This is a genomic window from Mycobacterium sp. TH-M116 (genome assembly GCF_057473685.1).
In genome coordinates this window covers 1-12,311 of record NZ_JBYCLC010000104.1, presented here as the reverse complement: position 1 = coordinate 12,311, position 12,311 = coordinate 1, and the positions used below count along the sequence as shown (strand labels likewise).

Here is a 12,311-nt window from a genome sequence, read left to right as displayed (position 1 = left end):
GCGCCGGCGTGGGGCGATTTGGCGCTCGGCGTCTTCTGCAGTTGATCGTTGGCGCGCTGGATGCCGGCCTGGACGTCGGAGACGGCCGACGGCAGTTCATCGATGGCGTGCCGAATGTCGTTGGCGGCTCCGTCCACCGCGTCGAGCAGCGCGCGGGCCTGCCCGAGCGCCGACTCGGCGGCGCGGACCGCGTCCACCAGGGCGCTCTGCTGACCGGCGACCGCCTTCGTGGCCGATTCGCGGGCCGCGCCGATGTTGCGGTCGGCGAAAGCCAGTCGCTCCTTGGCGGCCGCGACATTGCCGGACACCGACGTCAGCGCCGCGGCGTCGAATTCGTTGTGCAGGGCGGCGAGCCGTTGTTCGGCCGGGACAACGCGGGCGGTGAGTTCGACGTAGCGGCGCGTCATCCCGTCCAGCCGCGAGGGCGCGTTGATCACCAGGTCCCGCAGCTTCTCGAACTCTTCGGTCTGTGATGCGAGCTCGCGGTCGGCTCGCGCCGCCGACACGATGACCAGGGTGAGTAGCTCCCGGCGCTCCTGCGGCGTCTCCGGTGTGGCGTCGTCGAGCTGTTGGCGCACGGTGAATGCCTGGCTCAGCGCCGCTCGGGCGTTGTCAACCGCGCGGCTGAAGGGTGCGGTCCGCTCTGCGCCGAATTCGTCGATCGCCAGGGCGAGTTCGTTGGAGCTGGTGCGCAGCGCGTTGTCGACGTCGACGACCATCGAGCGGGACAGGTCGTCGAGGGCGTCGAGGGGGACCGTGGCCAGCGCGTCGGCGTCGGTGGGATCCCTCCGCCGGGCCGCGGCGAATTCCGCGGCGCGGCGGCGGCTGCGGCGGAAACGCATCACGACCAGCAGTACGGTCACGGCGCCTGCGACGACGGCCAGCCCCACCAGCAGTATCAACGGACCCGGCGGCGTGGGCTTCGTGTCGAGCCCGTCGGCGGCCGCGACTGCGGCGCCGCTCCAGTCGTTGTCGTGCAGCGCGGGTTCGATCTTGTCGCGCCGCAGGGCGTCGACCTGTTTCGCGTCGATGCTCGTGACCGTGGCCGGCACCAGGAAGGCGTAGGCCCTGCTGTTCGTCGCCACGGCCAGCAGGGCGTCATTGTCGCCCAGCTCGCTGCGGCGGTAGGTGAGCTGGGCCCAACTCGCGGCGCTCTGATCGGAGAAACTGTCGACGTAGACCACCCACAACCGGATGTGGCGGTCGGTGTAGAGCGTGTCGACGGCCGATATCACTGCGGAGCGGCCGGCGCCCGACAGGGCGCCCGCATCGTCGGTGACGTAGCCCGCCAGCCGCTGCGGTGGTTGCGCGGCGGCAGGGGGTGCCAGTGCCATCCCGGCGCCGAGAATCGTCACGATCACGCCGAGCAGCCGAGCGGTACGCATAAGTCAATCTAGCCCGGGCCCGCGGAGAAACAGCCCGGCAAAGGCCGGGCCCAACCCGGTGTTGCCTGGCAGACTGTGCCTCGGTGATCACGAATCAGCATGACCCCTACGACGACCTCGACCGTCAGCGGCGGGTACCCGAAGCGCCGAAGACGGCGGGCCTGCCAGGGACGGAAGGGCAGCACCGCAGCGACTTCGCCCGGGACCGGGCCCGGGTGCTGCACAGCGCGGCGCTGCGCCGGCTGGCCGACAAGACGCAGGTGGTCGGGCCACGCGAAGGTGACACCCCGCGAACCCGGTTGACGCATTCGCTGGAAGTCGCCCAGATCGGGCGGGGGATGGCGGTCGGGCTGGGCTGCGACCTCGAACTCGTCGAGCTGGCCGGCCTTGCCCACGACATCGGCCACCCGCCCTACGGCCACAACGGCGAGCGCGCGCTCGACGAGCTGGCGGCCGCCTGCGGTGGTTTCGAGGGCAACGCCCAGAACTTCCGGATCCTCACCAGGCTCGAGCCCAAAGTGCTTGATGCACAAGGTGACAGCGCGGGGCTCAACCTGACTCGGGCGGCTCTGGACGCGGTGACGAAATATCCGTGGATGCGCGCGACGGGGCGGCGCAAGTACGGCTTCTACGAGGAGGACCGCAAGCTGGCGGCCTGGGTGCGCGACCGCGCGCCCGCGGATCGGGTGTGCCTGGAAGCCCAGGTCATGGACTGGGCTGACGACGTCGCCTATTCCGTGCACGACGTCGAGGACGGCGTCGTGTCCCAGCGCATCGATCTGCGCGTGCTGGCCGATGACGACGAGGCCGCTGCGCTGGCACAACTGGGAGAGAGCGAATTCGCGCGGGTCAGCGCCGACGACTTCATGGCGGCCGCCCGCAGGCTGTCGGCGCTGCCGGTGGTCGCCGCGGTCGGCAAGTACGACGCGACGCTGGCGGCCGCGGTCGCACTCAAGCGCCTGACCAGTGAGCTGGTGGGACGGTTCGCCTCGGCCGCGATCGCGACCACACGCGCCGCGGCGGGCCCCGGACCGCTGGTGCGCTACCAGGCTGATCTGCAGGTGCCCGACGTGGTTCGCGCCGAGGTCGCCCTGCTGAAGATCCTGGCGCTGCAGTTCATCATGTCCGATCCGCGGCATCTGGACGCCCAGGCCCGGCAGCGCGAGCGCATTGCGCGGGTGGCGCACTGGCTGCATTCGGGTGCGCCGCGCACACTAGACCCGATGTTTGCCGCCGCGTTCACCGCTGCCGACGACGACCGCGCCCGGTTCCGCGTCGTCGTCGACCAGATCGCGTCCTACACCGAGGGACGGCTGGAGCGCATCGACACCGGCCAGGTCGGCTTTTAGCGGACGACGGCGGCGTCGCCGCGGGGACTACCGGGCGCCGGGGCGCACCGGGAAGCCTGCCGGCGGCGACCTGACGGCGCTCGGGGCGCGTGGGGAAGGCCCGGCCCACCTGGTGACCGTTACCGACGCGGTCAGCCGCGACGACCAGATGTCTGTCTCGGTACCCCGGACCGGGCCTTAAACTAGCCGAATGTCCAGTCCGGTGGGTTCGGCGAATGCGGGCCGCCCGCAGGGCCGGGCCCGGATTCCCGACCGCGACATCGCCGCCATCCGCGAACGGGTCCGCATCGAGGAGGTTGTCGGGGACTACGTCCAGCTGCGCAACGCCGGCGCCGATTCGCTGAAAGGGCTGTGCCCCTTCCACGACGAGAAGTCGCCGTCTTTTCACGTACGCCCCAACCACGGCCATTTCCACTGCTTCGGCTGCGGCGAAGGTGGCGACGTGTACGCGTTCGTGCAGAAGATCGAGCACGTCAGCTTCGTGGAGGCCGTCGAACTGCTCGCCGACCGCGTCGGGTTCACGATCAGCTACACCGGCCCGGCCACCAGCGTGCAGCGCGACCGCGGCACCCGCAGCAGGCTCGTCGGGGCCAACGCGGCCGCCGCGGAATTCTATGCGGCGGCGCTGGAGTCCGACGAGGCCGCGCCGGCGCGCAGTTATCTGATGGAACGCAACTTCGACGCCGAGGCGGCCCGCCGTTTCGGCTGCGGATTCGCCCCCTCGGGCTGGGACGCGCTGACAAAACACTTGCAGCGCAAGGGTTTCGACTTCAAGGAGTTGGAGGCCGCGGGTCTGTCCCGGCAGGGGCGGCGCGGACCGATGGACCGTTTCCACCGGCGGCTGCTGTGGCCGATCCGGACCTCGGCTGGTGAGGTGATCGGGTTCGGCGCCCGGCGGATCTTCGACGACGACCCGATGGAAGCCAAGTACATCAACACCCCCGAGACTTTGCTGTACAAGAAGTCGTCGGTGTTGTTCGGCATCGACCTGGCCAAGCGGGACATCGCCAAGGGACACCAGGCCGTCGTCGTCGAGGGCTACACCGACGTCATGGCGATGCACCTGTCCGGGGTCACCACTGCCGTGGCGTCGTGCGGCACCGCGTTCGGCGACGAGCACCTGGGGATGCTGCGTCGGCTGATGATGGACGACAGCTTCTTTCGCGGCGAGCTGATCTACGTGTTCGACGGCGACGCGGCCGGCCGGGCCGCGGCGCTCAAGGCCTTCGACGGCGAGCAGAACCTGGCCGGGCAGTCGTTCGTCGCGGTGGCCCCCGATGGCTTGGATCCCTGCGACCTGCGGCTGCAGTCCGGCGACGGCGCGCTGCGCGACTTGGTGGCCCGGCGCACCCCTCTGTTCGAGTTCGCGATCCGCACCGCGCTCGCCGAGACGGATCTCGACAGCGCCGAGGGCAGGGTCGGCGCGCTGCGCCGCTGCGTGCCGATGGTGGCCCAGATCAAGGACCCCACACTGCGCGACGAGTACGCTCGTCAGCTCGCCGGATGGGTCGGCTGGGACGACGTGGCTCAGATCATCGACCGGGTCCGGCGTCAGGCCAAGCAGCCCAAGGCCGCGGCCCGCGGGGGCCGACAGGCTCCCGGGGCCGTCGGTGGGCGCGGCCAGGCTGCTGCGACTGCTGTACCGGCCGAGCCCCGGGACATGGGAGCCACCCGTCCTGACCCGAGCGACCCGACGTTGTGGGAGCAGCGTGCGGCACTACGAGCGGCGCTGCAGTACCCGGTACTGGCCGGTCCGGTATTCGACACGTTGACCGTAGAGTGCTTCACTCATCCCGGTTACGCAGCGGTGCGTGCGGCAATTGAGGCGGCAGGCGGCACCTCGACGGGCGTCACCGGCGCGGAGTGGATTGACGCGGTGCGCAAGCAGACCACATCGGCCCTGACCGCCGGCCTGATCAACGAGCTCGGGGTCGAACCGATGCCGACCGATGAAGAGAAGCTACCGCGTCACATCACCGCGGTGCTCGCGCGGCTCCAGGCGGTCTGGATGGGCCGGCAGATCGCCGACGTGAAGTCCCGGCTGCAGCGCATGTCACCCATCGAGCAGGGCGACGAATACCACGAACTGTTCGGCGACCTGGTCGCCCTGGAGGCTTACCGGCGCAGCCTGCTGGAACAGGCTAGCGGCGACGATCAGGCCGGGTGAGGACCTCGTCATCCGTCCGCTCCGGCCCGCGTTCGAGGATGGCGGTCTCGGCGTCGATTGCGGTCAGCGCCACGAATCCGGCATCGGGGGAGATGCGGTTGGCGACCTTGCGCCGTCCACCCTCGATCATCGACCTGACCACCGGACTGCCTGTCAGCGCGCGATACGTGCCGGTGATCTGTTCGTAGCGACGGTGCCCGGCTTTCGTGCCCAGCACGTAACCCAGGCCGAGTACCACGGCATACCCGATCAAAGCGTTCCTCCCGACGACTCACTGACCCCTCCATCCTGCCTCACCCGGTGGAGTGCCCGCGCGGCCGATCTCCTGCGCCGAGCACCCGCGGGCTGGTCCCTCTGGTTGGGTGCGGGTGCCCCGGTACGCTACAGTCGTCCCGCGGTCAGTCCCCTGTAGCTCAACTGGCAGAGCATTCGGCTGTTAACCGAACGGTTGGAGGTTCGAGTCCTCCCGGGGGAGCAACGCTGCTGCTAGTCGTAGGCCGGCGTCCAGATGCTGTCGAGGATGGCCTGACGGATGTCGTCATGCGTCTTGCGTGCCACCCCGTCGTCGACGGCCGCGCGGTAGACCGCCTCGGCGACAGCCGTGGAGATGGTGCGCAGGTTCTTGATTTCGGGCAGCAGCGAATCGCCCCGATTCGCCGGACATGCCTGGTGCGCAACGGCTTCCGCGGCGGCCCGCAGCATTTTCGCGGTGACCAGCCTGGCTCCGGCGACGACGATGCCCAGCCCGATCCCCGGGAACACCAACACGTTGTTGGCCTGCCCGATCCGGTAGGTCGTGCCGTCGTATTCGACGGGCGAAACCGGTGTGCCGGTGGCCACCAGGGCGCGGCCGTTCGACCACTCGAGCACGTCGCCCGGCATGGCTTCCATGCGTGAGGTGGGGTTGGACAGCGGGAAGATCATGGGGCGTTCGCACGACGCCGTCATCGCCTCGACGACCTCGCGGGTGAACGCCCCTGACACCGCCGAGCAGCCCAGCAACAAGTTGGGGGACGCGAGCGCGATCGTGTCGACCAATCCCACCCGCTCGTCGGCGGCCACGCCCAGCTCGCGGCGGTTCTTGGCGTAGGGCCGCTGGAAATCCCGCAGGTCATCCATGTCGTCGAACAGCAGGCCCTGCTTGTCGATCGCCCAGATCTGCGACTGCGCTTCCTCGACGGTGGCGCCGGCGGCGACGAGCGCGTCGCGGATCTGATCGGCGACGCCGATGCCGGCCGTCCCGGCCCCGAAGACGATCGTCTTGTGTTCGCGCATCGGGGCCCCGGTGACGCGGCACCCCCCGTTCACGGCCGCCACGACGACCGCGCCGGTTCCCTGGATGTCGTCGTTGAACACGCAATACCGGTCGCCGTAGGTCTGCAGGATGTTGCGCGCGTTCGACGGCCCGAAGTCCTCGAAATGCAGGATTGCATTCGGGAACAACCGGTGCGCGGTCTCGATGTAGCGTTTGACGAAATCGTCGTATTCGGCGCCGCGCCGCCGGGGATGACGGTCGCCCAGGTAGAACGGGTCGGCCAGCAGTTGCTCGTTGTCGGTGCCGACGTCCAGCGACACCGCCAGGCAGCGGCGGGGATCGATGCCGGCGCCGGCGGTGTACAGCGCCAGCTTGCCCACGGCGATCTGGATCCCCCCCACGCCCCAGTCGCCGATGCCCAGGATCGCCTCGGCGTCGGTGCACACGATCAGGTCGACGTCGTCAGGCCCCAAGCCGAAGGTGTCGAACGCGGCCTCGATCTCGTCCGGCTCGTCGATGCTGAGGAAAAGACCCCGCTGTCCTCTGTATTCGTCGGAGAAGCGCTGGATGGCCTCACCGACGGTGGGGGTGTAGACCACCGGCATCAACTCGGGCAGATGGTCTTCGAGCACCTTGAAGTACAGGACTTCGTGGCGGTAGTGCAGCTGCTCCAGCAGCAGATTGCGGCCCAAATCCGTTGCCAGGCTTTGTACTTGCTGCCACACGCGATGGGCTTGCTGGTCGAGCGTGAGCACCGCCGAGGGCAACCGGCCGGTCAACCCCAACTGCCGCCGCTGCGCGTGGGTGAAGCCGACCCCCCGGTTCAGGCTCGGTGCGGACAGCGCCGCCGGGACTCGCGGCGTGCAGGGATCGCTCATGGCATCCTCCTTCCGGGGGCCTGCCGCCCCAGGCCACGGTAACGCCGCTCGCGGTGGGCCGCCCGCGGGCGGTCTAGATGGAGAAGTCCTCGCCGTGCCAGACCCCGGCTTCGGGCGGGCGGATGACGCGCTCGCTCTGCTGCCCGTCACTGAGGGCCTCCAGCTTGGCGACCCGGGTCAGCAGGGATTGCAGGCTGACGCCGACGAGATCGGGCATCATCGAGTCGTCCGGGCTGCCGCGGCCCGGGCGGCTGATCACCTGCCCAGGCACCCCGACGACCACAGCGCTCGACGGAACTGGCTTGACCACCACGGCGTTCGCGCCGATGCGGCTGTCGTCGCCGATCTTGATCGCGCCCAGTATCTTGGCCCCGGCGCCGATGGTCACGCGGTCGCCGATCGTGGGGTGGCGTTTGCCGGTGTCGGCGCCGCTGCCGCCGAGGGTGACGCCGTGGTACATCGTGACGTCGTCGCCCACCTCGGCTGTTTCCCCGATCACCACACCGGTGGCGTGGTCGATGAACAACCCGGAGCCGAGGTGGGCGCCGGGGTGGATGTCGACGCCGGTCAGGATGCGGGTCAACTCGGCCAAAGCCCGCGCGGTCACCCTGGCGCCGCGTTTCCACAGCCAGTGGCTGATCCGGTGGCCCCAGATGGCATGCACACCCGGGTAGGCGAAGATCACCTCGAGTGTCGTCGGCGCGGCCGGGTCGCGCTCCCGGGCGGCCCGGATGTCGTTGCGCAGGGCAGCGAGCATGGCTAGTCCGCCACGTCCGCGAACAGCGGTGTGCTCAGATACCGTTCGCCGAAACTCGGGAGCAGCGTGACGACGAGCTTGCCGGTGTTCTCCGGCCGGTGGGCCACTTGTACGGCGGCTGCCACCGCAGCGCCCGAGGAGATGCCGGCGAGCAGCCCCTCTTCGCGTGCCAGGCGCCGGGCCATGGTGATTGAGTCCTCGTCGCCGACGGCGACCACTTCGTCGATCAGGTCCATGTCCAGTACCGGTGGGACGAAGCCGGCGCCGATGCCCTGGATTGGGTGAGGCCCTTTCTGCCCGCCGGACAGCACCGGCGACGCAGCCGGCTCCACCGCGATGATCTGAATGGACGGCTTGCGCTCCTTGATGGCCTGGGCCACGCCGGTGATGGTGCCCCCAGTGCCCACCCCGGCCACGAAGATGTCGACCTTGCCCTCGGTGTCACGCCAGATCTCCTCCCCGGTGGTGGCCCGATGCACGGCCGGATTGGCGGGGTTCTCGAACTGCTGCGGCACGAAATACCGCTGGTCGGTCTTGGCGAGTTCCTCGGCCTTGGCGATGGCGCCCGCCATGCCGTCGGCGCCGGGCGTCAGCACGAGTTCGGCGCCGTAGGCGCGCAGCAGCATCCGCCGCTCGACGCTCATCGTCTCGGGCATGGTCAGCACGCACCGGTATCCCCGCGCGGCACACACCATCGCCAGCGCGATGCCGGTGTTGCCGCTCGTCGGTTCGAGGATGATCGTGTCCGGTTTGATCAGGCCCGCGAGTTCGGCCGCGTCGATCATGGCCACGCCGATACGGTCCTTGACGCTGTTGGCCGGGTTGAAGAACTCCAGCTTGGCCACGACGTCGGCGACGGCGCCCTCGCTGACCCGGCGCAGCCGGACCAGCGGCGTGCCCCCCACCAGCTGCGTGACGTCGTCGGCGATGCTCATGTGCCCTCCTCAAAGGTGTGCCGGACACGCCGGCCAAGCCCTTGGTGAGATCCGTGAAATGCGGTCATCGGTGGTCGGTCTTCCTGGAGAGTGACGCGCGTCCCGGTGCCGCCCCGGCGTACCCTCGGACCCGCCGGTATCCGGCGCCGGACGCACACAACAGTTGAGCGTCGGAAGGCGTCAGGAAATCAACAACAACGACAACAACAGTCCACAGCGGGACGGCGCGTAAGGGCGAAGCGCGGCTGTCTGGCCTGTTGCATAGCCCCACTATAGGACAACTGCCCTGTTCGCCGGTCCGGCTCATCCGCGCCTTCACCTCGTCCCGAAGCTCGATCACCGCCTAAGGGTCTAAACCGGGTCAACCGCCGGTCAATTCCGCTCAGCGCGCGGGTGGGTCAAGCGGGTGGATCACAAGGTGTGGCGGCGGCGGCGCTCAGCGACCTGCCGTAGGCCGGGGTTGGGCGAGCCCCTCGTCCCGGACCAGGGGACAGTCGTCGCCGCGGGCGCACCGCCTGCGGCCGTCGTCGAAGCGGCACGCGATCCGGGTGTCCCGCCGGCGCAGCAGGTGCTGCAGGTAGACCTTGTCACGCTGGTTTCTGGAAAACACCAAATCCAGGTCGACGGGCAGCCCCGCCCAGTCGACCCGCTCGCGAGCGGTACCGAGCCGCAGCCGGCACTGCGGCGGGCAGAAGTGTTCGGGGGCCCCTTCGGGTCCGACACAATCCCGAGCCATGCTTCCGGCACTCCTCTGACCCGTGCAATCCGGCAAGACGCCCGCAATCCGGCAAGACGCCCGCAATCCGACAAGAGAATGGTGCGACGACGATGTTTCGGCGGCGGGTGCGCGACGTTTCGGTCGCATTACGCATCTCGCGGCGGCGCGCGAGATCTCAGTAGACGTCGCGGTGGTAGCGCTTGTCGGCGCTCAGCGCGCGCACGTATGCCTGGGAGGCGTCGTGGTCGAGCCTGCCGTGCTCGGCCGCGATGTCGCTGAGCGCACGGTCGACGTCCTTGGCCATCGGGTCGGCGTTCCCGCAGACATACACCTGCGCGCCGTCCTGCAACCAGCGCCACAGCTGGGCGCCGCGGCGGCGCATCAGATGCCGGACGTAAACCTTCTCGCGCTGGTCGCGGGAGAACGCCAGATCCAGCTCGGTGAGGAATCCGTCTGCACGCATCGCCTCGATCTCGTCGCGGTAGTAGAAGTCGTTGGCGGCGTGGCGTTCCCCGAAGAACAGCCAGTTGGGTCCGGTGTGGCCCAGTGCGCGGCGCTCCTGCAAAAAGCCCCGGAAGGGAGCGATCCCGGTCCCGGGTCCGATCATGATCATCGGCGTGTGGGGATCGGCCGGAGGCCGGAAATTACTGGAAGGCCTTACATATAACGCGATCTGGTCGCCAGGTGAACGGTCAGCCAGGTAGGTCGAACACACGCCGTGACGTCGGATCCCCTGGAAGTTGTACCGGACGGGGGAGACCGTCAAATGGACTTCGTGCGGACTTTCCTTGGGGCTGGAGGAGATCGAATACAGCCGCGGCTGAGGCCCCTCGCAGGTCGTATCCCGTTGCGGGATTGAAGAATTGCTTGATCTCCTCGAAGACGTCAGCGGCGGATTCGTAGCTGAAGGCATCCGAATAGCCCATCGCAGAGGCGATCCGGGCGATGATCTGCCAATCCGGCAGCGCCTGGCCCGGCGCCTCGACGGCCGGCTGGAACAGCGTCAGGTTGCGTTCGGAGTTGACCATCACCCCTTCGGATTCCGTCCACAGCGCGGCCGGCAGCAACACGTCGGCGTATTCGTTGGTCTCGGCGTCGAAGAAGGCATCCTGGCCGATGACCAACTCGGCGGCTTCCAGGCCCTCCAGCACGGTCCTCCGATTCGCCACGGAGGCAGTTGGATTGGTGCAGATGATCCAGCACGCTTTGATTCGCCCCTCTGACATGCGCGAGAACAGGTCGACGGTGCCGGTGCCGGACTCGGCGCGCAGCGTGCCCCGGGGGATGCCCCAGCGGTCCTCGACGAAGGCCCGGTCGTGTGCCGAGCCCACCGACCGCTGGCCCGGCAGGCCCGACCCCAGGTAACCCATTTCGCGGCCGCCCATCGCGTTCGGCTGACCGGTCAGCGAGAACGGGCCGCTGCCCGGCCGGCAGATCGCGCCGGTCGCCAGGTGCAGGTTGCAGATGGCGTTGGTGTTCCAGGTCCCGTGTGTGCTTTGGTTGAGTCCCATTGTCCAGCAACTCATCCAGTTCGCTGATTCACCGATCCAGCGGGCTGCCGTGCGGAGGCCTTCGACGGCCAGACCGGTGATCTCGCCTACCGACTCGGGGGTGAACTGCCGCAGGAAACCGGGCATCTCTCCCCAGCCCTCGGTGTATTCGGCGATGAATTCGTTGTCGGTGTGACCGTTCTCAACGACCAGGTGCAGCAGGCCGTTGAGGAGTGCGAGGTCGGCGCCTGGGTTGATCTGCAGGAACAGGTCGGCCTTCTCGGCAGTAGCGGTGCGGCGCGGGTCGACGACGATCAGTTTGGCGCCGGCCTTCACGCGATCCATCATGCGCAGGAAAAGAATTGGGTGGCAGTCGGCCATATTGGCGCCGATCACGAAGAAGACGTCGGCTCTGTCGAAGTCCTCGTAGGATCCCGGCGGGCCGTCCGCACCGAGAGAGAGCGTGTAGCCCGAACTGGCGCTGGCCATGCACAGGCGTGAGTTCGACGCGATCTGGTTGGTGCCGATGAAGCCCTTGGTCAGCTTGTTGGCGAGGTACTGGGCCTCCAGGGACATCTGTCCCGACACGTAGAGAGCAAAGGCGTCCGGACCGTGCCGGTCGACGATCTCCCGTAACAGGTTCCCGCAGCGGGCGATCGCGTCGCCGATGTCAATCGGCTCGACGGGTGCGCCGCGGTCGGTGCGCAGATGCGCCGTTTCCATCCACCCGGCGCCGCAAGCAGGTCCGCGGTGGTTGTGCCCTTGGTGCACAGCCGGCCGTAGTTGGCCGGATGTTGTTTGCTGCCAAGTGACTTCACGATGTGACGCCGGTCGCAGCGCGCGTCCGTGGTGACGTGCAACTCCATACCGCAACCGACGCCGCAGTAGCCGCACACCGTGTCCACGAGAGCCGTGTTCACCGGCGTCGCGCCGGGGTCAACGGGGTCAACGGGGTCAACGGGGTCAACGGGGTCAACGGGGTCCTTAATGGGCACCATCGAGCTCCCTCGGCACGGGATTTGCCCCTCCCTCGACAGGCATGCAGACAACGACGCTGCGACAAGGATGTTTCGGCATCGGTCACCGAATGTTTCCGGCGCTTTACGACTTCATCGCAACGGGTCGACGGCGTTGGTGATCCGCGTGGAAATCCGTATCGGCGCAGCTCATCCCGGGTCGACGTCGACCGGGGAGCTGGGCACGACACTCCCGTCGGCGCCGCGGGCACAATCCGGTACAGACGGCTTTCGATCAAACCTGCGGGACATTCACCGCCTTCGCTTAGCCTCGATCCGTGGACTGAACTCGGTGAGGTGTGTCGAGTCTGATTTTTACCACGGTTTTGGTTGTGTGCAGCGGGTAGCTGCTGGTCTGCCC

At 68.4% G+C, this 12,311-nt stretch carries 8 protein-coding genes, 1 tRNA gene and 2 pseudogenes; 3 read left to right on the top strand and 8 right to left on the bottom strand.

Annotated features, from left to right (window positions below; all coding sequences use genetic code 11):
* Window positions 1-1,385: TPM domain-containing protein (locus AC2VOK_RS05115; RefSeq protein ID WP_428899519.1), on the bottom strand; the 1,385-nt coding region annotated here is incomplete at its 3' end.
* Window positions 1,386-1,468: 83 nt separating this feature from the next.
* Here AC2VOK_RS05115 and AC2VOK_RS05110 point away from each other — a divergent pair.
* Both AC2VOK_RS05110 and dnaG read left to right on the top strand, forming a co-directional pair.
* The gene (locus AC2VOK_RS05110) at window positions 1,469-2,734 is read left to right on the top strand and encodes a deoxyguanosinetriphosphate triphosphohydrolase (protein ID WP_428899518.1); all 1,266 of its coding nucleotides are present in this window, start codon (window positions 1,469-1,471) and stop codon (window positions 2,732-2,734) included.
* Between the two features lie 190 nt (window positions 2,735-2,924).
* The gene (dnaG, locus tag AC2VOK_RS05105; protein ID WP_428899517.1) at window positions 2,925-4,901 is read left to right on the top strand and encodes a DNA primase; all 1,977 of its coding nucleotides are present in this window, start codon (window positions 2,925-2,927) and stop codon (window positions 4,899-4,901) included.
* Here dnaG and AC2VOK_RS05100 read toward each other — a convergent pair.
* The gene (locus AC2VOK_RS05100) at window positions 4,876-5,154 is read right to left on the bottom strand and encodes a hypothetical protein (protein WP_421530452.1); all 279 of its coding nucleotides are present in this window, start codon (window positions 5,152-5,154) and stop codon (window positions 4,876-4,878) included. The genes dnaG and AC2VOK_RS05100 overlap by 26 nt on opposite strands.
* A 149-nt stretch (window positions 5,155-5,303) precedes the next feature.
* Between AC2VOK_RS05100 and AC2VOK_RS05095 the strand changes: the two genes are divergently transcribed.
* Window positions 5,304-5,376, top strand: a tRNA-Asn gene (locus AC2VOK_RS05095).
* Window positions 5,377-5,387: 11 nt separating this feature from the next.
* Here AC2VOK_RS05095 and AC2VOK_RS05090 read toward each other — a convergent pair.
* The 6 genes and pseudogenes from AC2VOK_RS05090 to AC2VOK_RS05065 all read right to left on the bottom strand — a co-directional run.
* Complete coding sequence (locus AC2VOK_RS05090) at window positions 5,388-7,034, bottom strand: NAD-dependent malic enzyme (RefSeq protein WP_428899516.1); 1,647 nt, start codon at window positions 7,032-7,034, stop codon at window positions 5,388-5,390.
* A 73-nt stretch (window positions 7,035-7,107) separates the two neighbouring features.
* On the bottom strand, window positions 7,108-7,791 hold the full coding sequence (gene cysE, locus AC2VOK_RS05085; RefSeq protein WP_428899515.1) for a serine O-acetyltransferase: 684 nt from the start codon (window positions 7,789-7,791) through the stop codon (window positions 7,108-7,110).
* A 2-nt stretch (window positions 7,792-7,793) separates the two neighbouring features.
* Complete coding sequence (gene cysK / locus AC2VOK_RS05080; protein WP_428899514.1) at window positions 7,794-8,726, bottom strand: cysteine synthase A; 933 nt, start codon at window positions 8,724-8,726, stop codon at window positions 7,794-7,796.
* A gap of 436 nt (window positions 8,727-9,162) precedes the next feature.
* Window positions 9,163-9,462, bottom strand: a complete 300-nt coding sequence (locus AC2VOK_RS05075) for a hypothetical protein (protein ID WP_428899513.1) — start codon at window positions 9,460-9,462, stop codon at window positions 9,163-9,165.
* Window positions 9,463-9,619: 157 nt separating this feature from the next.
* A pseudogene (locus AC2VOK_RS05070) lies at window positions 9,620-10,267 on the bottom strand (flavodoxin domain-containing protein); the annotation flags it as partial.
* Window positions 10,266-11,800 (bottom strand): annotated as a pseudogene (locus AC2VOK_RS05065) (molybdopterin-dependent oxidoreductase); the annotation flags it as partial. The pseudogenes AC2VOK_RS05070 and AC2VOK_RS05065, both read right to left, overlap by 2 nt.
* Window positions 11,801-12,311 lie beyond the last annotated feature (511 nt).